Source organism: Streptomyces globisporus (assembly GCF_003501885.1).
Classification (GTDB): Bacteria; Actinomycetota; Actinomycetes; order Streptomycetales; family Streptomycetaceae; genus Streptomyces; species Streptomyces globisporus_D.
In genome coordinates, this window is sequence record NZ_QWFA01000104.1 from 1 (window position 1) to 21779 (window position 21779).

The 21779-nt window shown below is 72.8% G+C and carries 20 protein-coding genes; 8 read left to right on the plus strand and 12 right to left on the minus strand.

The features are described from left to right. Nucleotides 1–826, minus strand: an 826-nt coding sequence (locus D3105_RS19790; protein WP_133305695.1) for a LacI family DNA-binding transcriptional regulator, incomplete at its 3' end; no start/stop codon positions are given. 99 nt (nucleotides 827–925) lie between these two features. Here D3105_RS19790 and D3105_RS19795 point away from each other — a divergent pair. Next, nucleotides 926–1432, plus strand: a complete 507-nt coding sequence (locus D3105_RS19795; protein WP_118904448.1) for a GNAT family N-acetyltransferase — start codon at nucleotides 926–928, stop codon at nucleotides 1430–1432. Between the two features lie 22 nt (nucleotides 1433–1454). Here the strand turns inward: D3105_RS19795 and D3105_RS19800 are convergent, their stop codons facing one another. Beyond that, complete coding sequence (locus D3105_RS19800; RefSeq protein ID WP_118904449.1) at nucleotides 1455–2357, minus strand: glycosyltransferase family 2 protein; 903 nt, start codon at nucleotides 2355–2357, stop codon at nucleotides 1455–1457. A 79-nt stretch (nucleotides 2358–2436) separates the two neighbouring features. Continuing rightward, the gene (locus tag D3105_RS19805) at nucleotides 2437–3093 is read right to left on the minus strand and encodes a GNAT family N-acetyltransferase (protein WP_206272808.1); all 657 of its coding nucleotides are present in this window, start codon (nucleotides 3091–3093) and stop codon (nucleotides 2437–2439) included. 219 nt (nucleotides 3094–3312) lie between these two features. On the opposite strand from D3105_RS19805, the gene D3105_RS19810 reads away from it, so the two are divergent. Then, nucleotides 3313–4335: a hypothetical protein gene (locus D3105_RS19810; protein WP_118904450.1), complete on the plus strand. Its 1023-nt coding sequence runs from the start codon at nucleotides 3313–3315 to the stop codon at nucleotides 4333–4335. A 40-nt stretch (nucleotides 4336–4375) separates the two neighbouring features. Here the strand turns inward: D3105_RS19810 and D3105_RS19815 are convergent, their stop codons facing one another. Further along, nucleotides 4376–5230, minus strand: coding sequence for a PhzF family phenazine biosynthesis protein (locus D3105_RS19815; RefSeq protein WP_118904451.1), 855 nt, complete (start codon nucleotides 5228–5230; stop codon nucleotides 4376–4378). Nucleotides 5231–5651: 421 nt separating this feature from the next. After that, nucleotides 5652–6461, minus strand: a complete 810-nt coding sequence (locus D3105_RS19820) for an SDR family oxidoreductase (protein WP_118904452.1) — start codon at nucleotides 6459–6461, stop codon at nucleotides 5652–5654. A gap of 144 nt (nucleotides 6462–6605) precedes the next feature. On the opposite strand from D3105_RS19820, the gene D3105_RS19825 reads away from it, so the two are divergent. Continuing rightward, a complete protein-coding gene (locus D3105_RS19825; protein ID WP_118904453.1) occupies nucleotides 6606–8273 on the plus strand; it encodes an alkaline phosphatase D family protein in 1668 nt (555 codons plus the stop codon). 6 nt (nucleotides 8274–8279) lie between these two features. Here D3105_RS19825 and D3105_RS19830 read toward each other — a convergent pair whose 3' ends face one another. Next, nucleotides 8280–9275 (minus strand): Gfo/Idh/MocA family protein, encoded by a 996-nt coding sequence (locus D3105_RS19830; RefSeq protein ID WP_118904464.1) that lies wholly within the window; start codon nucleotides 9273–9275, stop codon nucleotides 8280–8282. Between the two features lie 91 nt (nucleotides 9276–9366). Between D3105_RS19830 and D3105_RS19835 the strand changes: the two genes are divergently transcribed. After that, on the plus strand, nucleotides 9367–10812 hold the full coding sequence (locus D3105_RS19835; protein WP_118904454.1) for a multidrug effflux MFS transporter: 1446 nt from the start codon (nucleotides 9367–9369) through the stop codon (nucleotides 10810–10812). A gap of 26 nt (nucleotides 10813–10838) precedes the next feature. Here D3105_RS19835 and D3105_RS19840 read toward each other — a convergent pair whose 3' ends face one another. Then, on the minus strand, nucleotides 10839–12158 hold the full coding sequence (locus D3105_RS19840; RefSeq protein WP_118904455.1) for a hypothetical protein: 1320 nt from the start codon (nucleotides 12156–12158) through the stop codon (nucleotides 10839–10841). A gap of 230 nt (nucleotides 12159–12388) precedes the next feature. Between D3105_RS19840 and D3105_RS19845 the strand changes: the two genes are divergently transcribed. Beyond that, nucleotides 12389–13396 carry a small ribosomal subunit Rsm22 family protein gene (locus tag D3105_RS19845; protein ID WP_118904456.1) on the plus strand — a complete coding sequence of 336 codons (1008 nt, stop codon included), beginning with the start codon at nucleotides 12389–12391 and terminating at the stop codon, nucleotides 13394–13396. On the opposite strand, the gene ddaH is transcribed toward D3105_RS19845, so the two are convergent. Next, entirely contained in the window at nucleotides 13393–14310 is a 918-nt protein-coding gene (ddaH, locus tag D3105_RS19850) for a dimethylargininase (RefSeq protein WP_412081010.1), read from the minus strand. The genes D3105_RS19845 and ddaH overlap by 4 nt on opposite strands. A 102-nt stretch (nucleotides 14311–14412) precedes the next feature. Here ddaH and D3105_RS19855 point away from each other — a divergent pair, with 102 nt between their 5' ends. Continuing rightward, a complete protein-coding gene (locus tag D3105_RS19855; protein ID WP_118904457.1) occupies nucleotides 14413–15054 on the plus strand; it encodes a TetR/AcrR family transcriptional regulator in 642 nt (213 codons plus the stop codon). Between the two features lie 165 nt (nucleotides 15055–15219). Beyond that, nucleotides 15220–15966, plus strand: a complete 747-nt coding sequence (locus D3105_RS19860) for a bifunctional DNA primase/polymerase (protein ID WP_118904458.1) — start codon at nucleotides 15220–15222, stop codon at nucleotides 15964–15966. Between the two features lie 41 nt (nucleotides 15967–16007). Here the strand turns inward: D3105_RS19860 and D3105_RS19865 are convergent, their stop codons facing one another. From D3105_RS19865 to D3105_RS19880, 4 genes are all read right to left on the minus strand, one after another. Continuing rightward, complete coding sequence (locus D3105_RS19865; RefSeq protein ID WP_118904466.1) at nucleotides 16008–17030, minus strand: hypothetical protein; 1023 nt, start codon at nucleotides 17028–17030, stop codon at nucleotides 16008–16010. Between the two features lie 118 nt (nucleotides 17031–17148). Next, the gene (locus D3105_RS19870; protein WP_118904459.1) at nucleotides 17149–17988 is read right to left on the minus strand and encodes a heme ABC transporter ATP-binding protein; all 840 of its coding nucleotides are present in this window, start codon (nucleotides 17986–17988) and stop codon (nucleotides 17149–17151) included. Further along, the gene (locus tag D3105_RS19875; RefSeq protein ID WP_118904460.1) at nucleotides 17985–19094 is read right to left on the minus strand and encodes a FecCD family ABC transporter permease; all 1110 of its coding nucleotides are present in this window, start codon (nucleotides 19092–19094) and stop codon (nucleotides 17985–17987) included. The genes D3105_RS19870 and D3105_RS19875 overlap by 4 nt, the downstream gene beginning before the upstream one ends. Further along, on the minus strand, nucleotides 19091–20167 hold the full coding sequence (locus D3105_RS19880; RefSeq protein WP_118904461.1) for a heme/hemin ABC transporter substrate-binding protein: 1077 nt from the start codon (nucleotides 20165–20167) through the stop codon (nucleotides 19091–19093). The genes D3105_RS19875 and D3105_RS19880 overlap by 4 nt, the downstream gene beginning before the upstream one ends. Before the next feature lie 135 nt (nucleotides 20168–20302). On the opposite strand from D3105_RS19880, the gene D3105_RS19885 reads away from it, so the two are divergent. Further along, a complete protein-coding gene (locus D3105_RS19885) occupies nucleotides 20303–21778 on the plus strand; it encodes an HtaA domain-containing protein (protein ID WP_118904462.1) in 1476 nt (491 codons plus the stop codon). Nucleotide 21779 lies beyond the last annotated feature (1 nt).

A 21779-nucleotide genomic window follows, 5' to 3' on the forward strand; every position in this document is an offset into this window, starting at 1 on the left:
CCCCGGGCACCGACCGGCCGGCTCCGCGCAGCGCGCGCAGCGCGCCCGCCGCCATGTTGTCGTTGGCCGCGACCACCCCGTCCAGGCCCGGATGCGCTTCCAGCAACCGGGTCATGGCGGCGGCTCCGGCGGCTTCGGAGAAGTCCCCGGCCTCGGGCGGACGGGGCGTCAGGCCGGCGAGCGTCATGGCTTCCCGGTAGCCGCGATGCCGGGATCTGGCCACCTCGGTGTCCAGCGGCCCGCAGATCGTGACCACCCGGGTCCGCCCCCGCGCGAGCAGGTGCTCGGTCGCGTCGCGGGCGCCGCCGACGTTGTCGATGTCCACGTACCAGCGCGGTTCGAAGTCCACCGGGCGCCCGCCGAAGACGACCGGCAGCGGGCCCTGCTTGGCGATCCGGGCCAGGGGGTCGTCCTCGTGCGACGCCGTCAGCATCACCCCGTCGACGGCGCGGGAGCGCACGAGCTGCTCCACCCGCTCCCGGCCGCGCGGGGTGGCCGCCACGCACAGCATCATGTGCAGGTCGGCCTCCTCCAGGGCGCCGGCCACTCCGGCGATGAGCTGCCCGAAGAACGGGTCCGTCAGCACCTCCGGATCGTCCCGCGAGATGACCAGCGCGGCCGCACCCGCCTGACGGGTCGCCAGGGCGCGTGCCTTCGGGTTGGGCACGTAGCCGAGTTTCCTGATCGCCTTCTCGACGGACTCCCGCTTGGCCCGGCTGACATGGGGAGCGTTGTTGATCACCCGGGAGGCCACCGACCGCGACACACCGGCCAGCGCGGCCACCTCGTCGAGCGTGGCGTGCCGGTGCGGCAGTTCCTCGGCCATGGGCACGGGCCTTCCCTCGCAACGGATCTGGAAGCCCTTCCATTGTGACCTGTCCGAGGTCCTTCCTGTGCGGGTCCGCCCCATGATCTGATCATCCGTATGACGGACTTTGAGGCCGGGCACCGGCCCGCACACGACGGCGTACGGCTGCGCCCGGCGACGGCTGCGGACGCGGAAGCCGTCACGCAGGTCTTCCTGGACTCCCGGGCGGCCGCCATGCCGTATCTGCCGCGGATCCACAGCGACGAGGACACCCTCGCGTGGATCACCCATGTCGTGCTGCCCACCAGCACCGCGGTGTGGGTGGCCGAACAGGCAGGTCGTGACGGGGAGGGCGGGGAACTGCTCGGGTTCGCCGCGCTCGCCGGGGGTGACGAGCTCGATCACCTCTATCTGCGGCCCGACGCGTTGCGGCGGGGCATCGGGAGCCGGCTGCTGGCCGAGGTGCGCGGGGCCGTGGACGGGCCGATCGGCCTGTACGTGTTCCAGCGCAACGCTGCCGCCCGTGCCTTCTACGAGCGGCACGGGTTCACCGCCGTCGCGTTCGACGACGGCGGCCGCAACGAGGAGAACGAGCCGGACGTCCTGTACCGCTGGACGCCGTAGCGGTGGGTGGTCCGGCGGTCGGTCAGATGACCGGCGGGCGACCCAGCCGCGTCATCTGCCACACCGTGGACCAGCGCATCGGGCGCCGCTCCCCGCACGGCGTGCGGACGCCCTCGACGAAGCCGCCCGCCCAGGCCCGCAGACCCTTCGGGTCGCGGGTGCGGGCGAGGGTGAGCAGGGTCCAGGTGCCGAGGTAGGCGGGGACCAGGGGGAGGGGCAGGTTGCGGCGGGCCAGCCAGACGCGGTTGCGGGCCGTCATCCGGTAGTAGACCGCGTGCCGGGCCGGGCTCGTCTTCGGGTGCTGGAGCAGCAGCTCCGGGTCGTACTCCACCGTCCAGCCGGCGTCCAGCGCCCGCCAGGCCAGGTCCGTCTCCTCATGGGTGAAGAAGAACTCCGCGGGCCACAGGCCGGTCTCCGCCAGCATCCTCATCGAGAACGCGTGGCCGCCGCCCAGGAACGCCGTCACCGGGCCGCCGCGCATCGGGTCGCCCGCCCGCAGGCGCGGCACGTGGCGGCGCTGCGTCTCACCGGTCTCGTCGGCGATCCGGAAGCCGACGATGCCGAGCCGGTCGTCGGCCGCGAAGTGGTCCCGCACCCGGCGGAAGACATCCTTGTCGACCAGCAGCCCGTCGTCGTCCAGCTCGATCACCACGTCCACGTCGCCGATCTCGGCGAGCCTGCGCAGTCCCTCGTTCCGGCCGCCCGGGCAGCCGAGGTTCTCCGGCAGCTCGATGGTGGTCACCCCGCCGTCGAGGTCCTCCAGCCCGGGTGTGGAGGAGTAGTCCGGGAGGGCAGTACCGTTGCCGATGATCACGAGCCGGGTGGGCCGGACGTCCTGCATGGCCACGGACGCCAGCAGCGCCTCGACCGCCTGCGGGCGGTCTCCCATGGTCACGATGGATACGCCGATGCGCGGTGCGGACACGGTCGGTACTCCTGGAGCTCGGCTGCCGGTGGCCGGCTGCTGGTCGGCAGCGGTGCCCGCGATCGTAACGCCTCGGTGTTCAGTCCTCGGTTACCGCCCGGCCATCCACGGGTCCGTCGCTCTTCAGCAGGGCGTACACGGCCATGTCCCGCCGTTCGTCGCCCACCTGCTGCCAGCCGCGCAGCAGGCCCTCCCGCCGGAAGCCGATGTCCTCGGCGATCCGGGCGGAGGCGGTGTTCCACGGCTCGATGCAGAGCTGGAGGCGCGGGACGCCCAGGTCGCGCAGGGCCCAGCCCGTCACCGTACGCAGTGCGGCCCGGGCGACGCCCTGGCCGCGGGCGGTATCGGTGAGCCAGTAGCCGAGGGAGGCGCGGCCCTCGGGCAGCTCCCGGAGCCAGAGCCCGATCGCGCCGACCGGGCGCCGGTCCCGGGAGCGCACGATCGCGAACGGGTACCCCGCGCCGGTGGCCGCGCGCTCCCACTGCCTGCGGACGAACGCCTCCGCGGCGGCTTCGGAGTAGGGGGCCGGGATCGTGGTGATGAGCGGGATGTACGGGTCGAGCGAGGCCTCGCGGACCAGCGGGAGGTCACTCATCTCCCAGGGGCGCAGGACGAAGTCCGGGCCCGCGGACATGCTCGGAACGGTCAGCGGCTCGGGGCCGGGGGCCGGCTCGGGAGTGTCGGCGGCGGTGTCGGGGACGCGGCCGGGTGCGGGGTCAGGCTCGGGAGCAGCCATCTCCGTATCCTCCCGCTGTCGATCCGGTTCCGCTTCCCGGGCCGCTCCCGCCTGGCCGGGAAGGCCGAAAGCACGTCATCGCGGCCGCCGCGACCGTCGCCGCCGCGCGGGCGGGAGTGTTCGTACGGCGAGGGGTGCGGGAGCCCGTGGTCGGAGGCCGGTTTCCCCTGGGCGGGACCGGCTTCATAGCACCGAACGGGCCGTCGATAAAGTGGTGGAATGATATTCGGTAAAGCCGGGTTCGGGGGAGCCGTCGCCGACTTCGAGGCGGCGGTGTCGGCGCAGGACGCCAAGCGGTCCGGCAAGGCGTTCGTCCGGTTGCAGGAGACCTTCGGGCAGGCCAGGGAGTCGGAGCTGCTGGACGGCGGGCCGCGGCTCGCCGCCGTGCTGGAGCAGGTGCCGCCCGGCCCGCGCGCCGTCGTCGCCGTGCTCGTCGGGGCCTGCGTCGAGCGCGGTGCGGACGCCGAGCGCTGTGCCCCGGGGGTGCTGGCCGGGCTGCGGTGGGCCCTGGAGCAGGCCGTGGCGTTCGCCGACGCCTGGGCCGCGACCGGGGGCGGTGCGTTTCCCGCCCCGGACGGCGGCGAGCCGGGCCCGGAGCTGGTGGAGCGCGTCGGCTTCGAGGCGGCCGTCGGCTGGGGCACGCTTCCCCAGTGGGAGATGGCCGCCGTCGCGATGCTGAACCACCCCGGCGTACGGCGGGAGGCCGGTTCCCGGGGCGACGCGCTGCGGCTGCTCGGCGCGGTGGAGCGCGCCTCCGGCCTGGAGCTGAAGTCCCTCGCCCACGCCCTCCTGGTGCTGGACGACGAACCGCTCGTCGCCCTCCACCGGACGAGCGGTACCGGCTACCTCCTGCGGATCTCCGGCATCGGGGACAACTTCCAGCTGCACACCCTGCTCGCCGACGCGCTCATCGGCGGCGGCCATGTGGAGGGCCACGCGCCGTCGTCGCAGGAGGTCGCCGTCTGCCGGGAGACCCCCGGCCAGGTGGACACCGTGGGCTCCTTCGACCTGGTGGCCCCGGACGGCGAACTGATCTGGAACGAGGGCGCCCCCGCCGACATACCCGTCGTCGACGGCGTCCGGCTGCTGGTCCTGGACGAGCCGTCCTACCGGCGGACCTGGCCCGCGGGCCGCTTCTTCCCGGGCATGCGCGGCGACGCCCTGCTGGAGCGCGCCCTCGACCCGGAGGAGACGGAGCGCTGGTACGCCCATGTCTCCCCGGCCGAGAACGCGACCGGCTGAGCCCGGCTTTCGGCCCGGCCGCGCCCTCGGGTCCCGGGTCTCAGCCGATCCGGGTGCCCGTTCCGCTGACCCGGATCCGGGCGTCGCCCGCGCGCAGTTCGACGGTGAGGGTGCCGGGTCGGCCCATGTCCGCCCCCTGGTGCAGGGTCAGCACCGCGGCCGCGGGGACGAGCCCCAGCTCCCGTGCGTACGCGCCGAAGGCCGCCGCGGCCGCGCCCGTCGCCGGGTCCTCGACGACCCCGCCCACCGGGAACGGGTCCCGGACGTGGAACACCTCGGGCCCCTCGCGCCACACCAGTTGCAGGGTGGTCAGGTCGAGCCGGCGCATCAGCGCCTCCAGCCGCGCGAAGTCGTAGTCCAGCTCCGCGAGCCGTTCCCGGGTGGCGGCGGCAAGCACCAGGTGCCGGGCCCCCGCGTAGGCGATCCGGGGCGGCAGAGCCGGGTCGAGATCGGCGGCCGCCCAGTTCAGCGCCGCCAGAGCCTCCGTCAGATCGGCCTCGGCGGTCTCCTCGACGTGCGGCGCCACGCTGGTCAGGGTGGCGACGAGTGTGCCGGCCTCTTGGGCGACGGAGACCGGGACCAGGCCCGCGGGTGTCGTGAACTCCAGCGCGCCCGGCCCGTCCCGTTCGGCCAGCGCGAGGGCCGTGGCGACCGTGGCGTGACCGCAGAACGGCACCTCGGCCTTCGGGCTGAAGTAGCGGATCGTGTACGCGCCTTCGCCGGTCCGCTCCGTCAGGAACGCCGACTCGCTGTACCCCAGCTCCGCCGCGATCGCGAGCATCCGCTCCTCGTCAAGGCCGGCGGCGTCCAGGACGACCCCGGCGGGGTTCCCGCCCGCGGGATCGGCGGAGAAGGCGGTGTAGCGCAGGACCTCGGGCCGGTGATCATGTGTCATGCAGCAGACAACCGTGCCGCCGCCCCCGCCATTCCCGGCCCGTGAGGAGTGGCGGTCGGGGGCGTGGGTGAGGGCTGGTCGCGACTCCCCGGCGGTCGCGACCAGCCCTCACCCCCCAAGGCGCCGGACGGGTCAGTGGCAGTTCTTGGCACCCTTGTTGGCCTTCGTGGGCTTCCCTCAGGACGTCTGGAACAACGCCGGTGACAAGGCGCGGCTGATCAAGCCGAACGGGAAGCTCCAGGACCCGGTGCGCATGCGCATGCGGTGTTCCTTCTGTGTCGTTCTGGTGAAGGCGCAACAGGATGCGATCATACGGACAGCACGCGCTTGCTCGGTCACCGGTGGAGAAATCTGCAAATCCCATTATCTGTTGGCAAGTTCGATCAGATGTGATCGCGAGTGATCGTGCGTACCTCCGGTCTCAGCCCCGTCCGACGTACGGCATGTTCGTCGCCATGACCGTGGCGAACTGGACGTTCGCCTCCAGCGGCAGCTCCGCCATGTGCAGCACCGTCCGCGCCACGTCCGCCGCCGCCATCACCGGCTCCACCGCCAGCTCCCCGTTGGCCTGGAGGATCCCGGTCTGCATCCGCTCGGTCATCTCCGTCGCCGCGTTGCCGATGTCGATCTGGCCGCAGGCGATCCGGTGGGGGCGGCCGTCCAGCGACAGCGACTTCGTCAGCCCGGTGATCGCGTGCTTGGTCGCCGTGTACGCGATCGAGTGCGGGCGCGGTGCGTGGGCGGAGATCGAACCGTTGTTGATGATCCGGCCGCCCTGCGGGTCCTGCTCCTTCATCAGCCGGTACGCCGCCTGCGCGCACAGGAACGCGCCCGTCAGGTTCACGTCGACGACCGCACGCCAGTCCGTGACGGCCAGGTGCTCCAGTGGTACGCCGCCGGGGCCGAACGTGCCCGCGTTGTTGAACAGCAGGTCCAGCCCGCCGAACCGTTCCCGTACGGCGGTGAAGAGCGCGGCGACCTCGTCGGCGTCCGTCACGTCCGTGGTGACGCACAGTGCCTCGGTGTCCCCGGCGGCGGCCGCCGTCTCCGCCAGCGGCTCGGCCCGCCGGCCCGCGAGCGCCAGCGACCAGCCCCCGCTCGCGAGGGCGAGCGCGACCGCCCGTCCGATCCCCGACCCCGCCCCCGTGACGACGGCGACCTTGCGGCCGGGCTGCCCTCCGTCCCTGCTGCGCACGGTCCGTCCGGTCTGCTCTGTCTGCTCTGTGTTCATGGCCCGGCAGCGTACGGGACAGATCCGTGCACAGGGCACGTGGTGCTCATCGACCCGCCATGCGGATGTTGTGCACGCGACAACGGTGCGTCGTCCCCGCTCGCTGCCATGAAGCCCGACACCATCCGGGCTGAGGAGGGGCATATGACAGCCGCACGGACCATCATGACGCCCGATCAGGGCACCCGAGCCACCGAACTCCGCACCGCCGCCCGCTTACTGGAACCAGGCGTGGGCCGTCGGCGGTTCCTGACCGTCACCGGAGCCGCCGCCGCGCTCGCCTTCGCCGTCAACCTGCCCGCCGCCGGCACGGCGAGCGCCGCCGAGGTCGACGCCCGGAGGATCGCCGAGGACCCCTTCACTCTCGGCGTCGCCTCCGGCGATCCGCACCCCACGTCCGTCCTGATCTGGACCCGGCTCGCCCCCCGCCCCTACGAGCCGGGCGGCGGACTGCCGAACGGCCGGGTCGAGGTGCGCTGGGAGGTCGCCCGCGACGAGCGCTTCCGCCGGATCGAGCGGCGCGGCTCCGTCACCGCCCACCCCGAGTTCGCCCACAGCGTCCGCGCCGATGTCCGGGGCCTCGACTCCGGCCGCCTGTACTACTACCGCTTCCGCACCGGCAGCTGGACCAGCCCGGTCGGCCGCACCCGCACCGCCCCCGCCCCCGGCGCCCGTAACAGCTCCCTCACCCTGGCCGCCGTCTCCTGCCAGGCGTACCACGACGGGTACTTCACCGCCCACCGCCACCTCGCGGCCGAGGACGTCGACGTGGTCTTCCACCTCGGCGACTACCTCTACGAGTACGCCGTCAACGCCACCGGCGGAGCCCGCAACTACACCGACCGCACCCTCCCCGCGCATTACAACCGCGAGACGCAGAACCTGGAGGACTACCGGCTGCGCTACGCCCTCTACAAGTCCGACCCGGACCTGCGCGCCGCCCACGCCGCCCACCCCTTCGTCGTCACCTGGGACGACCACGAGACCGAGAACAACTACGCGGGCGAGATCCCCGAGAACGACGTCACCCCCGAGGAGTTCCTGCTCCGACGGGCGGCCGCGTACCGCGCGTACTGGGAGAACCAGCCGCTGCGCACCCCGCAGCGCCCCACCGGGCCCGATATGACGCTCTACCGCCGCCTCCGCTTCGGGCGGCTCGCCCAGTTCGACATCCTCGACACCCGCCAGTACCGCAGCGACCAGGCGTACGGCGACGGCTGGCGCACCCCGGGCCCCGAATCCGAGGACCCCGCGCGCACCATGACCGGGGCCACCCAGGAACGCTGGCTGATCGACGGCTGGCGGGCCTCGAACGCCACCTGGAACGTCGTCCCGCAGCAGGTCACCTTCGCCCAGCGGCGCGATGTGCCCACCGACGCCTTCAAGCTCTCCATGGACTCCTGGGACGGCTACCCCGCCTCCCGGCAGCGGGTGCTGGCCGGCGCCGAGGCCGCCGGGGTGGACAACCTCATGGTCCTCACCGGCGACGTCCACGTCTCGTACGCCTTCGACCTGAAGAAGGACTTCGCCGACCCCGCGTCACGCACCGTCGGCACGGAGATCGTCACCACCTCCATCGCCAGCGGCAAGGACGGCGCTGACCGGCCCGCCAACTGGGAGAACCAGACCCGCGCCAACCCGCACCTCAAGCACTACAACGGGCGGCGCGGCTACGCGCTCGTCACCCTCGGCACGACGGAGGCCCGCGCCGACTTCCGTACGGTCGCCGCCGTCACGACCCCCGGGGCGCCCGTCACCACCGCGGCCTCGTTCGTCACGGAGGCCGGGAACCCGGGGCTCACACCCGCATAACAGGGCTCAGGCATCCGCCGGGTAGCGGACGCCGATGCGGTCCCGTACCGCGTCGAGCGTCCGCATCACCGCCAGCGAACCCTCCAACGGCACGAGCGGGGACTCCTGCTCGCCCGCCCGCACCGCGCGCGCCACCTCGACCGCCTCGTACTGCATGCCCGACAGCCCCTGCGGGCCCGGCCCCGACGTGATCGTCTCCGGCTCCGCGCCCGCCCGCCGCAGCACGAAGTGGTCCGGGTGGAAGAAGTCGCGCGGGATGTCGATCCGCCCGGCCGTGCCTATCACGGTGGCCGCCGTCGGATGGTGCCCGACGATCGAGCAGGACAGCAGCGCGGTCGCACCGGAGTCCCAGCCGAGCAGCATGCCCGTGTTCAGGTCCACACCCTCCGGCGACAGCAGTGCGTCGGCCTGGATCCGGTCCGGCTCGCCCAGCAGCAGGTGCGCGAACGACACCGGATAGACCCCGAGGTCCAGCAGGGCCCCTCCACCGAGGGCCGGGTCGCGCAGCCGGTGGCCGGGGGCGAAATCGCCCGCGAAGCCGAAGTCCGCCTGGACGGTACGGATCTCGCCGATCGCCCCGTCCCGGACCAGCTCGGTCAGCCGGCGGACCACCGGGTTGAGATAGGTCCACATGGCCTCCATCAGGAAGAGGCCCCGCTCCCGGGCGAGCGCCACCAGCTCCTTCGCCTCCCGGCTGTTGAGCGTGAACGCCTTCTCGCACAGCACATGCTTTCCGGCCCGCAGCGCCAGCCCGGCCGCCGCGTGGTGCGCCGAGTGCGGGGTGGCCACGTAGACCACGTCCACCGTGTCGTCGGCGACCAGCTCCGCCCAGCTGCCGTACACCCGGGCGATCCCGTGCCGGTCGGCGAAAGCCCGCGCCGAGGCCTTCGTGCGCGAGGCGACGGCCACCACCTCGGCGTCCGGGAGCCCCTGAACGTCCGCCGTGAAGGTCGCGGCTATACCGCCCGTCGCCAGAACACCCCAGCGCACCTTGTCACCCATGCCCGCCACCCCAGCCCGCCCGAAAAAGGTATCGACCACTCCGGTCGAGCTGAGAGCATAGATGCGGATTCAACGATGTGGAGAGATGAGAATGCCGGAGAGCGGCGGCGGCCGGGCCCAGCGAGCACACATACCCACCTCCGGGACCGGACCCGGAGCCGACGCGGACCTCGTCACCGGTGCCGAGAACGCCCCGGCCGTCCCGCACGGGGACGCGGGCGCCCTCGCCGTCGACCCGGCGGCCCCGCAGGCCACCGCCCCGGCGGGCCTGCCGGGAGCACCCGGATCCGCCGCCTCGTCCGCCCCGGCCGCGAAGGCCGCCCGGCGCACCGGGCTCCTGGTCACCCTGGTCCTAGGCGGGCTCACCGCCCTGCCGCCGCTGTCCATGGACATGTACCTCCCGGCGCTCCCCGCGGTCACCGACTCCCTGAGCGCCCCCGCCGCCACCATCCAGCTCACGCTGACCGCGTGCCTGGCCGGGATGGCGCTCGGCCAGCTCGTCGTCGGACCGATGAGCGACCGCTGGGGCCGCCGCACGCCGCTGCTCCTCGGCATGGTCGTCTACGTCCTCGCCACCGCGCTCTGCGCCCTGGCCCCCACCGCCGGACTCCTCATCGGCTTCCGCCTCCTCCAGGGGCTCGCGGGCGCGGCCGGGATCGTCATCGCGCGGGCCGTGGTGCGCGACCTCTACGACGGCGTGGAGATGGCCCGCTTCTTCTCCACCCTGATGCTGATCTCCGGGGCCGCCCCGATCGTCGCGCCGCTGATCGGCGGGCAGGTGATGCGGTTCACCGACTGGCGGGGCATCTTCGTCGTGCTCACCGCCGTCGGCATCGTGCTCACCCTCGTCGTGTGGAAGTGGCTGCACGAGACGCTGCCGCCCGCCGCCCGCCACACCGGCGGTGTCACCGACGCCCTGCGCACCATGCGCGGGCTGCTCGCCGACCGGGTCTTCACCGGCTACATGGTCGCGGGCGGGCTCGCCTTCGCCGTCCTGTTCGCGTACATCTCCGCCTCCCCGTTCGTCGTGCAGGAGATCTACGGGGCCTCGCCGCAGACCTTCAGCCTGCTCTTCGGGCTCAACTCCATCGGCCTGATCGCCGTGGGGCAGATCAACGGCAAGCTCCTCGTGGGCCGGTTCCGCCTCGACAAGGTGCTCGGCTTCGGCCTCGCCGTGATCGTGCTGGCCGCCGTCGCGCTGCTCCTCATGACGACCGGCGCCTTCGGCGAGGTCGGGCTCGTCCCGATCGCCGCCGGACTGTTCGTCCTGATGTCGGCGATGGGCCTCGCGATGCCGAACACCAACGCCCAGGCCCTCATGCGGACCAAGCACGCGGCGGGCTCCGCCTCCGCGCTGCTCGGCACGTCCTCGTTCCTCATCGGGGCCGTCGCCTCCCCGCTGGTCGGCATCGCGGGGGAGGACACGGCCGTCCCGATGGCCGTCGTCCAGGTGGTCTGCGCGGTGGCGGCCGTGGGCTGCTTCCTGCTCCTGTGCCGACCCTGGCAGCGCGCGGGACGCGAGGCCGGCGGCCTCTGATGTCCTGAGGAGCCGGCCGGGCGGGTTCAGCCCGTGCGCGGGTAGCCGATCAGATGCGTACGGTCCTGCCGGTCGGTCCAGCGGAACACCCCGACCCCCGTCGCCTCCGTCCCCGGCAGCCGGGCGTTGCGCGACAGCCGCTCGGTGCTCCAGGTGGCGAAGTCCATCGCGACCGGGAGCCCGCCGCCGGACAGCGCCTCCGAGGCGTCGCGCGCGTTCTCGGCCCCGTACGCGATGCCGTCGTCCGTGACCGTGGCCAGCGTCAGATGCGCGGTGCCTCCCTCGTCCTCGAAGCAGCGGCCCTGCTTCGCCTCCAGGTCGAAGGCCAGGTTCCCGGCGATCAGGTAGTCGCCCGAGGGGGAGAGGACCGCCTGCGGGTAGCGCCCCGGCTTTATGGCCGGCTTGTGGCACTCCACCGAGGTGAGCACCTCCCCGGTCGCCGCGTCGTGCACCGCCCACAGCTCGTGGGTCGCCGCCCGCTTGGTCTTCTTCGCGGGCTGCCACTTCGCCAGCACCTGGTCCGGGGTCATCGACGTCACCACGCCGCTGCCCTTCTCGGTCCCCTTGGGCGCCACGTTCCGGCTGAACCAGCCGCCGCGCACCCAGAACTCCCGTGCCCCGCCCAGCAGCAGGCCGTCGGCGGTCCGGCCGTGCACCTCGGTGAGCTGCTTGCAGGCCGGGCAGCCCTTGGGATACCCGAGCTTGTCCGCCCGCAGCTCGGTCACCTCACCGGTGACCGGGTCGATCAGGGTGCTGTTCGCCTTCGCGTCGCTGATCACGATGCCCGGCCCGGTCGTGGTCACCTTGGGGGCCCCGGACCACGGCACCTCGACGCGCTGCCGGTTCCCGTTCGTCACGTCGTACAGATCGAGGGCGAGGAAGGTGCTCGACGGCGAAAGGCCGTCGCCGACCTTGCCGTAGGACCAGGTCACGAAGTACTGCCGGTCGCCCTTGGCCACCGTGGCGAGCTTCGGGTAGTGGAGCGGGTCCGGCGGCTGCCAGGCCTGGCCCCGCCAGCCCAGCTCGCCGGTGGCCGTGTCGACCGTGCGCAGCCGGTAGCGGTTCCCCTCGGACCGCTCCAGATAGGCCAGCAGACCCGTCGTGTGGGAGACGGCGACATCGGGGGAGGAGCCGATGATCTCCCAGCCCCGGTCCGTCGTGTACTCGGGCGGAACGGTCAGCCGGGTCACCGGGCCCGCGCTCGGCAGCACCGGCTTCGCCGTGGCGGTGGCCGCGCCGTCCTTCTTCTCGCCCTCGGGATCGCCGCCGCAGGTGGCCAGCAGGAGGAGCAGGGCGAGAAAGACCACCCCGCCGACCAGCGTCAGCCGCACGATCTTCTGCCTCATGGCTCCCCCGCTGGACCATCTTGATCTGGTGCCGTGCACGCGCGGGTCAGCGTAGCAACAGGCCTCCGGCCACGTGGAGTTCGCCGGATTCCTGTTCCGTACCGGTTACGTGAACCCTGGGTGCGGGCCCACCCGGCGCCTCGTGCCGCTCGCGCACACGGCGGCGTACCCCCTTTGGCGACGGCGAAGCGGAATGCGGCCGACGGGTCGTCTCCGCCTACAATTCGGCGGTGAACGTCACCCTCCCCACCGCACAGTCCCTGCGCGCGGCGCTGGCCGGGCTGCTCGACGGACTGCCGCCCAAGCAGGCCACGCAGGCCGTCGACCGGCTGATCGCCAGCTACCGCGGGGAGACCCCGACGAACGCCCCGATCCTGCGGGACCGCTCCGACGTCGTCGCGTACGCGGCGTACCGGATGCCCGCCACCTTCGAAGCCGTACGGTCCGCCCTCGACGCTCTCGTCGAGGCCGCGCCCGACTGGACGCCGGCCACCCACACCGACGTCGGCGGCGGCACGGGCGCGGCGAGCTGGGCGGTCGCCGGGGCCTGGGAGGGCCCGGCCACCACGGTCCTGGACTGGGCCGAACCGGCCCTCGATCTCGGCCGCGAACTGGCCGAGGCGTCCGGCGTGCCCGCGCTCCGCGACGCGCGCTGGGAGCGGGCCCGGATCGGCGCGGCCCTGGAGCTGGACCCGGCCGACCTGATCACCGTCAGCTACGTCCTCAAGGAGCTGACGGCCGCCGCCAGGACCGAGCTGGTCGACGCGGCCGCCGCGGCCGGGCAGGCCGTGGTGATCGTCGAGCCCGGCACGCCCGACGGCTACGCCCGCATCATCGAGGCCCGCGACCGGCTCATCGCCGCCGGGCTGCGGATCGCGGCCCCCTGCCCGCACAGCGACGCCTGCCCGATCACCCCCGGGGCCGACTGGTGCCACTTCTCGGCCCGGGTCAGCCGCTCCTCGCTGCACCGGCAGGTCAAGGGCGGCTCGCTGAGCCACGAGGACGAGAAGTTCAGTTACGTCGTCGGCACCCGCTTCCCCGCCGGCCCGGCGCCCGCCCGGATCACCCGGAAACCGCAGATCCGCAAGGGCCTGGTCCAGCTGGAGCTGTGCACCCGGGACGAGGGGCTGGCCCGCGCCACGGTGAGCAAGCGCCACGGCGAGCTGTACCGGGCGGCCAGGGACGTCGCCTGGGGCGAATCCTGGCCGCCGGAAGGCGCCGAAGGCACGGAAGGCTAGCCGCGCAGCTCCTGCGTACAGCACTTCACGCTGCCGCCGCCCTTGAGCAGCTCGCCCAGGTCCATCGGGATCGGCTCGAAGCCCCGGTCCCGCAGAGGATCGAGCAGCCCGGTCGCGCCCTGCGGCAGCAGCACGTGACGCCCGTCGCTGACCGAGTTGAGCCCGAACGCCGCCGCGTCCGCCTCCCGGGCCAGCAGCGCGTCCGGGAACAGCCGCCGCAGCACCGCCCGGCTGGCGGCGGAGAACGCGTCCGGGTAGTACATGATCTCGTCGGCCGCCGTGTCCAGCACACAGAGCGCGGTGTCCAGGTGGTAGTAGCGCGGGTCCACCAGATCGAGGCCGATCACCGGCACCCCGAAGAACTCCTGGGCCTCCATGTGCGACAGCGGGCTGGAGCGGAAGCCGCGCCCGGCCAGCAGATAGGAGGCGGTGACGGCGAAGTCCCCCTCGCCCTCGTTGACGTGCTCCGGCTCGTGGACCTCGGCGAAGCCGTTCTCCCGGAACCAGTCCCGGTGGGCGCCGGCCTCCTCGAACCGCTCCCGGTACGCGAACAGCGCGCCGAGGACCCGGCCGTCGATCACCGTGGCGCCGTTGGCGGCGAAGACCATGTCGGGCAGGTCGGCGCGGGGCGTGAGCAGCTCGACGGTGTGGCCGAGGCTCCGGTAGCGGTCGCGCAGGTCCTCCCACTGGGTCTGGGCCAGCGGCAGGTCGACGGGTTTGGACGGGTCCATCCACGGGTTGATGGAGTAGGTGACCCGGAAGTGCGTCGGTGCGCACATCAGGTAGCGACGAGGGGTGGCGTCACGGTTCAACTCGGGCTCCTCGCGATCGGCGGCCGGGGCCGCGGAACGGTGGGATGCGCACGGTCTGTGCGTGAGCCCATGGTGCGCCGTGCGCGCCGGATCCGCAGTGATCCGATCGGGTGGTTCACCGAACACCGCGCAGGACATCATCAGGACGTCACCGGGACCTTGCAAGACGATACGTATCGGCTCGCGTGGCGGTAGATTGGCCGTATGGCACCCACCAAGGCCCCCGACTCCAGCCGCCGCAGCGACCGCTCCCGCCGCGCCATCCACGACGCCGCGCTCGCCCTCGTCACGGAGGTGGGATACCGGCGGACGACGATCGAGGGTATCGCCGCCCGCGCCGGGGTCGGCAAGCAGACCATCTACCGCTGGTGGCCCTCCAAGGCCGCCGTGCTGATGGACGCCTTCCTGGACCTGGCGGGCCGGTCCGCCGAGGGGGCCGGGTCCGGCGAGGAAGCGCAGTCCGACGAGGCCGCGCAGGGCATTCCCGACACCGGTGACCTGGTCGCCGACCTCAAGCTCGTCCTGCGGGCCACCGTCGACGAGCTGAACGATCCGGTGCTGGAGGCCCCCACCCGCGCGCTGACCGCCGAGGGCATCGTGGACGCGAAGCTCGGCGCCGAATTCGTCCACAAGCTGCTCGACCCGCAGCTCGCGTTGTACGTCACACGGCTGCGGGCCGCCCAGGAGGCCGGCGACGTCCGCGCCGACGTCGATCCCCGGATCGCCCTGGAGCTGCTCATCGGCCCGCTGATGCACCGCTGGCTGCTCCGGACGCTGCCGCTCACCCATGCGTACGCCGACGAGATCGTCGACTACGCGGTCGGCGGGCTCGCCCCGCGACCGTGACGCCGGACCCGCCGTCCTCTCCGATATGTGGTGACATCGGGCGTGATGGTGCTCACTCGGTGCAGTGGTACACGGCCCCGCTGGTGAACTCTGGCCACCCGAACCGCAGGATGGTGCGACCATGGACTGGCAACGCTGAGGTGAACTGCTGAGGTGAGGGGATAGATGGGCGCCGATTCCGGCCGTTTCCGCGGCACAGAGAGCAGGATCTCCCAGTGGCTGCGGCGACGTCCCAAATCATCCGGGGCCGAGACCGACGAGTCGGCCCGGGTGGCCATGCTCCTGGCGGTCGCCGACGCGGGCATGCCGATCGCCCCCGCCGCCCACCCCGTCGGATACCGATGTTCGTGCGAACGCATCGGCTGTCCCACCCCCGCCCGACATCCCGTCTCCTTCGCCTGGCAGACGCAGTCGACCACCGACCGGGCCCAGATCGAGCGCTGGGCCGCCGGTCAGCCGCAGGCCAACTTCATCACCGCGACCGGCATGATCCACGACGTGCTGGACGTCCCGCTCACCGCCGGCCTCAGCGCCCTGGAGCGTCTTCTCGACGCGGGCATCGACGTCGGGCCGGTCGCGCAGTCCGGCGACGACCGGATGCTCTTCTTCACCGCCACCCGCGGCACCCCCGAGGACGAGGACGAGTGGTGGCCCTGCGAGCTGGACTGCCACCCCGAGACCATGGACGCCCACCCGGGTCTGCGCTGGCACTGCCGGGGCAGCTATGTCCTCCTGCCGCCCGCCCGGCTCCCCGGTGAGCTGGACGTCCACTGGGTGCGCGGGCCCGAGCACGAGCTGCCCGACCCGCTGACCCTGCTGGAGACGCTCACCGACGCCTGCGCCCGGTACGCGGGCAGTGCCGAGCAGAGCGAGCTGGACCACGACGCGATCGCCTGGCCGCTGAGCCGCTGAGCCGAGCGGAAGCTGCCGAGCCGCTGGGGTGCGCAGGGGTGCTATTCGCCCTTCGCCGCGATCAGGCCCGGGAGCCGGTTCAGCATTCGCACCTTGCCGCCGGAGCCCGTGTCCGCACCGGAACCGGCCCCTACGGCCCGCGGCGGTACGTGCACCAGCTGGCTGGAGACGCGCTCCTTGGTGAGCGTGCTGTTCACCTCGCCGGTGAGCAGCGCCTTCACGTCCGGGTTGACCTCGGGCCGCAGCCCCTTCGCGGCGACCTGCCGTTCGAAGTGCTTGCTGTTGAAGAAGACCAGCGCCCCGCCGTCCTCGGTGCGCAGCCCCAGCGGGGCGAAGGTGCTGCCCGTCAGCGGCTGGTCGACGTACTGGTACGAGAACCCCGCCCGCCGTGTGGTGCGGCGCGTCTCGCGCCAGCCGGAGGTCGACGTGGACGGGGTGAACACGTCAGGGGTGCCGTTCTGCAGATAACCGGTGTACGAGGAGCTCAGGTCCGCCGGCGCCACGGCCAGCTCGTCGTCCTGCGGCTTGACCGGGGTGGCGAGCCCGTCCCCGTCGAGGGCGAACTCCGGCACCTGGGACGCCGGGAGAACGCCGAGGTAGGCCGCCTTCCACAGCGCGTCGGGGCCCGTCCGCACGAACACCACCAGCCAGCGGGTGTCCAGCTTCCCGCCGTCCTGGTCCCGGTTGGAGTCGGTGTCCGCGAGGAACCAGCGCGGCCAGCCCGCCTTCTTGGGGATGACGTACGTCGCGTCGTCCAGCACCAACGGCTTGTGCGCCTTGTTGCCGTCGGGGTTGTACGTCTGGCGGGCCTTCAGCCCGGCCTGGTTGATCGCGCCGAGGGAGCCCGTCACCCGGTCCGCGTCCAGCGCCGGATCGAACGCCTTGTCCGCCGCGTTGTAGGCGGCGGTGAAGTCCTTGAGCGCCCGGGCGGCCTCGGGCTTCTTCGCCCCGGGCAGCACTTCCAGCTCCCCGTGCACCGTCACACAGCCGGTCGCCGTCACGCACAGCACCGTCGCCGTCGCGAGCCCCGCCGTCAGCCGACCCAGCCCAGGGTGTCTCGTCATCCGTTGCTTCTGCGCCTTCTGCATCCGTCGCCCGCACTGACCGTCGAAACCCTACCGGGGCCGCGAAGTGCGTGCGGGCGCGGACCGGATACAGCGTCCACACCGTGACCTAGGGCCTTCAGACCTGGCGGACCGGCACGATCAGCGGTGTGCCCGTACGCGGATGGGGGAAGACCTCCACCGGCTGCCGGTAGACCTCGCCGAGCAGCTCGCCGCTGAACACCGTGTCGGGCGGGCCCAGTTCCGCGATCCGCCCGTCGTGCAGGACGGCGGCCCGGTCCGCGTACGCCGCGGCGAGCCCCAGATCGTGCAGGACGACGACCACCGCGTCCCCGGCGGCGGCCCGCTCCCGGCAGATCCGCAGCACCAGCTCCTGGTGGCGCAGGTCCAGGGCGGCGGTCGGCTCGTCGAGCAGCATCAGCGGTGCCCGCTGCGCCAGCACCCGGGCCAGCGCCACCCGCGCCTTCTCCCCGCCCGACAGCGCCGAGAACGGGCGGGCCGCGAACCGGGTCACCTCGGTCGCCGCCATCGCCGCGGCCACCGCCGCGTCGTCCTCGTCCTCCCGCTCCGTACCCGCCCAGGGCGCCCGCCCCATCCGTACGACGTCCTCCACCGGGAACGGGAAGGACAGCACGGCCGACTGCGGCAGCACCGAGCGGCGCAGCGCCAGTTCGGGCGCGGACCACGCGGCGGCCGGGCGGCCGTCGATCCGCATCTCGCCGCTTCCGGGGGCCAGATCGGCGGCGAGCGCGGCCAGCAGCGTCGACTTGCCGGCCCCGTTCGGCCCGACCAGGGCGACCACCTCACCGGCGTGCGCGGTCAGGTCGACGGAGTCCAGCACCTGCCGCTGCCCGAGGCGGACCGAGAGCCCGGCGGCCTCGACGGCGGGGGAGCCCGGCGCGAGGGGCGAGGGCAGCTCCCGGGCGCGTACCGCGAACAGATCTCTCAGCGCCCTCATGCCCAACCACCTTGCTTACGACGGGTTCTGCGCAGCAGCCAGAAGAAGAACGGGCTGCCGAAGAGCGCGGTCAGCACCCCGAGCGGCAGTTCGGCCGGGGCCGCCACGGTCCGGGCCGCGAGGTCGCCCGCCACCAGGACCAGGGCGCCGCCGAGCGCGCTGCCCGGGACGAGGAAGCGGTGACCGGGGCCGTTCGCCATCCGCAGCAGATGGGGGACGAGCAGCCCGACGAAGGAGATGATCCCGGCCACGGCGACCGCGGCGGCCGTCAGCAGCGCCACCACCAGCACCAGCACGATCCGCAGCCGCTCCACGTCCACGCCCAGGTGCCGGGCGGGCCGTTCGCCGAGGGCCAGCAGATCCAGCTTGCGGGAGTGGAACGGGGCGATGAGCAGCCCGGCCAGCGCGCACGGCAGCACGGCCAGCACCTTGGGCCAGGTCGCCTGGGAGAGCGAACCGAGCTGCCAGAAGGTGATCTGGGTGATCTGCGCGTTGTCCGCGAAGAAGATGAAGAGCCCGATCAGCGCGCCCGCGAAGGCGTTGACGGCGATACCGGTGAGGATCAGCGTCACCACCTCGGTCCGGCCGCCGGAGCGCGACAGCGCGTAGACGAGCAGCACGGTCGCGAGCCCCGCGATGAACGCGAAGACGGTGATGGTCCAGTTGCCGAAAAGGGTCAGGCCGAGCGCGATCGAGGCGACCGCGCCGACCGCCGCGCCCGCCGAGATCCCGATCACGCCGGGTTCGGCGAGCGGATTACCGAACACGCCCTGCATGAGCGCGCCCGCGCAGCCGAGCGACGCGCCGACGAGCACCGCGAGGGCGACCCGGGGGAGCCGCACGTTCCACAGGACACTCTCGCCGACCCGGTCCAGCGCCTGCCCGCCGAGCCCGATCCGGTGCTGCACGGAGGACAGGACGTCCCCGAGCGGGATGTTGTACGCGCCGATCGCCGCCGACAGCAGACAGCCGGCGAGCAGGGCGAGGGAGAGCCCCGCGGTGAGCAGATACGCCTTGCTGCGCGGGGAATTGGGGGCGGCTTCCGCCACTGGCCCGTCCGGGGACTTCTCCACGGACCCGGTGTGTTCCTCGTACGAGGTGGTCACTGGCCCCTTCCGCCCTTCGCGTACAGCTGCTCGACGATCTCGGTGAGCACCCGGTCGGTGCGCGGCCCGTAGTTCAGCAGCACGCCGTCGTCGACTGTGACGACCCGGCGGTTCATTCCGGCCGGGGTCTCCGCGATGCCCGGGATCTTCACCAGTCCGTCCATGCCGCCGACCGACTCGAACCCCTTGGTCATCAACAGGATCGCGTCCGGGGCGGCCTTGGCGAGCGCCTCGCTGGTGATGGCGGTGAAGTCCTTGTCCAGACCGGACTCCTTCCCGGCGTCGACCGCGCCCGCCGCCTCCAGCAGCGAACTGGCCCCGGACTCCGCGCCGCCCAGCAGATAGACGGAGGCCGAACCGCGCAGATAGAGGAAGGCGACCCGGGGCGTCTTGCCGTCGACGTGATCCGGGATGGACTTCTGGACGTCGGCGATCCGCTTCTCCGTGCGGTCCTTGAGCTCCGTCCCTGCCGACGGTACGCCGAGGGCCTCGGCGACGGTGTCGATCCGGCGGCCCACGTCGTCGAGTCCCTCGGCGGGTTCGACGACGAGCAGCGGGATGCCCGCGTCCCGGATCTGGTCGATGGCCTCGGACGGACCTGTGGTGGTGTCGGCCAGCACGATCGTCGGCTTCAGGGAGAGCACGCTCTCCGCCGAGACGTCGTGGGCCCGGGTCACCATCGGGAGGCCCTCCGCCTGTTCGAAGGTGGCGGTGATGTCCCGGGCGACGACCTGCTTGCCGAAGCCGAGGGTGAAGACGATCTCGCTCAGTGACCCCGTCAGCGGCACGATCCGGTCGGTGGAGTCGATCGTGACCCTCTTGCCGTCGGCCGAGTCGACCGTCACCGGCAGTTTCGGCTTCGGCGCGGCGGCCAGCGGCTCGACCCGGTCCGCGTCGGCGGAGCTCTTGGCCGACGCGGACTTCGGCGCCGCATCGCCTCCGCCGCCGCAGCCGGTCAGGACCAGGGCGAGGGCGGCGGTGAGCGCGGTGGCAGCCCTGCCCCGGGCCGGGCGACGGCGGGCCGTCGTCGCGGCGTCCGGGCCCGTCGGGGCGAAGTCCTGCGAGATGCGCACTGGGGCACCGTCCTGTCGTTCTGCGGCGTGCGGTCGGCCGTTCGCCGTAACGGCGTGACCGGAAGGGGTTCCGGCCCGGGCTGGGGATAGCTTAGGTTAGCCTTACCTATGTAGCCAGTCTTCGGAGGGCCCGTCATGCCGTCGTCCAGATCCAGCCGCGCGCTCGCCGTCGCGCTCCTCGCGGTACTGCTGGGAGCCCTGCTCCCCGCCGCCACCGCGCAAGCGGCAAGCCGCACGGTGCAGGGCGGGCGGCTGGACTGGGGCATCAAGGCCTCCTTCCAGAGCTATGTCACCGGGCCCATCGCGAACGGCAGTTGGAGCCTGACCGGCGGTGCGGCCACGGTCGGCGGCAGCCAGTTCCGCTTCCACTCGGCGACCGGCTCCTACGACCCGGACTCCGGGGCGTTCAGCTCCGGCTTCTCCGGCGGCGTGCACTTCACCGGCCACAAGAAGGCCGACGGCGGCAACGAGCTGGACCTCACGATCAGCCGCCCCGCGATCCGTATCAGCGGCGGCAGCGGCATGCTCCACGCGGACATGGTCAGCAAGGAGCGGGGGACCGGCAAGGTCTCCAACCGCTCCCAGGTGCCCCTGGCCGAACTCGGTCTCGGCGGGATCGACATGAAGGGCGGGTCCACCCCGATCGCCCTCACCAACGTCCCCACCACGCTGACCGCCGAGGGGGCATCCGCCTTCGCCGGCTACTACACCGAGGGCACCCCGCTCGACCCGGTCAGCCTCTCCGTCGACACCAAGGGCGCCGCCGCTCAGCCGAAGCCGTCCGCCCCGGACGAGAAGAAGGACGAGGGCGAGAAGAAGGACAAGGCGAAGAAGGACCAGGAGAAGGCGGGCCGCTTCGAGGAGGCCGCCGTCGACTGGGGCGTACGCCGCACCTTCCGCGAGTACGTCACCGGCTCCATCGGCCAGGGCGAGTGGACGCTCGCCGACGGCGCCCAGGACGGCGGGGCCCTGTTCCGCTTCCCGCGGGGCAAGGGAACGTACGACGCGGAGAAGGAGACGCTGGACGCCGAGTTCAGCGGCAGCATCCGCTTCACCGGTGCCCATGACCTCGACCTGAAGTTCGCCGCCGTCACCGTCACCGTCGCCGTCACCGAGGGCGAAGGCACCCTCTCCGCCGACGTCACCAGCGAGGGCAGGACCACCAAGGACGTCCCGATCGTCACCTTCGAGGCCGAGGACTTCGCCCCGAAGGACGGCCTCGCCGCCCTCACCGAAGCCCCCGCCACCCTCACCGCCGAAGGCTCCAAGGCGTTCGGCTCCATGTACAGGGCGGGCACCGCGATGGACCCGGTCTCGCTCGCCGTGACCGTTGACGAGAAGGCCCAGCTGCCCGCCCTGCCCGACCTCGGCAGCGAGCCGACCGCGGCCGCCGAGCCCATGAAGAAGGCCGCCGAGGAGCCCTCCGCCGCACCGGCGGCCGCCTCCTCCGACTCCGGCCCGGGCGCCGGCACCTGGGCGGCCATGGGCGGCGGTGCGCTGCTCCTCCTCGGAGCCGTGGCGGCGTTCTTCGTCCTGCGCCGCCGGTCCGTGCAGCCCGCCCCCGAGGTCGCCGACGCCTCCGCGGCCCCCGACTCCCCCCAGACTTCCTGAC

What these genes read in the sequence shown, in the direction of transcription:
- D3105_RS19795 (WP_118904448.1), top strand. Translation starts at nt 926, where the DNA reads ATGACGGACTTTGAGGCCGGGCACCGGCCCGCACACGACGGCGTACGG.
- D3105_RS19805 (WP_206272808.1), bottom strand. Translation starts at nt 3,093, where the DNA reads ATGGCTGCTCCCGAGCCTGACCCCGCACCCGGCCGCGTCCCCGACACC.
- D3105_RS19810 (WP_118904450.1), top strand. Translation starts at nt 3,313, where the DNA reads ATGATATTCGGTAAAGCCGGGTTCGGGGGAGCCGTCGCCGACTTCGAG.
- D3105_RS19815 (WP_118904451.1), bottom strand. Translation starts at nt 5,230, where the DNA reads ATGACACATGATCACCGGCCCGAGGTCCTGCGCTACACCGCCTTCTCC.
- D3105_RS19820 (WP_118904452.1), bottom strand. Translation starts at nt 6,461, where the DNA reads ATGAACACAGAGCAGACAGAGCAGACCGGACGGACCGTGCGCAGCAGG.
- D3105_RS19825 (WP_118904453.1), top strand. Translation starts at nt 6,606, where the DNA reads ATGACAGCCGCACGGACCATCATGACGCCCGATCAGGGCACCCGAGCC.
- D3105_RS19830 (WP_118904464.1), bottom strand. Translation starts at nt 9,275, where the DNA reads ATGGGTGACAAGGTGCGCTGGGGTGTTCTGGCGACGGGCGGTATAGCC.
- D3105_RS19835 (WP_118904454.1), top strand. Translation starts at nt 9,367, where the DNA reads ATGCCGGAGAGCGGCGGCGGCCGGGCCCAGCGAGCACACATACCCACC.
- D3105_RS19840 (WP_118904455.1), bottom strand. Translation starts at nt 12,158, where the DNA reads ATGAGGCAGAAGATCGTGCGGCTGACGCTGGTCGGCGGGGTGGTCTTT.
- D3105_RS19855 (WP_118904457.1), top strand. Translation starts at nt 14,413, where the DNA reads ATGGCACCCACCAAGGCCCCCGACTCCAGCCGCCGCAGCGACCGCTCC.
- D3105_RS19860 (WP_118904458.1), top strand. Translation starts at nt 15,220, where the DNA reads ATGGGCGCCGATTCCGGCCGTTTCCGCGGCACAGAGAGCAGGATCTCC.
- D3105_RS19865 (WP_118904466.1), bottom strand. Translation starts at nt 17,030, where the DNA reads ATGACGAGACACCCTGGGCTGGGTCGGCTGACGGCGGGGCTCGCGACG.
- D3105_RS19870 (WP_118904459.1), bottom strand. Translation starts at nt 17,988, where the DNA reads ATGAGGGCGCTGAGAGATCTGTTCGCGGTACGCGCCCGGGAGCTGCCC.
- D3105_RS19885 (WP_118904462.1), top strand. Translation starts at nt 20,303, where the DNA reads ATGCCGTCGTCCAGATCCAGCCGCGCGCTCGCCGTCGCGCTCCTCGCG.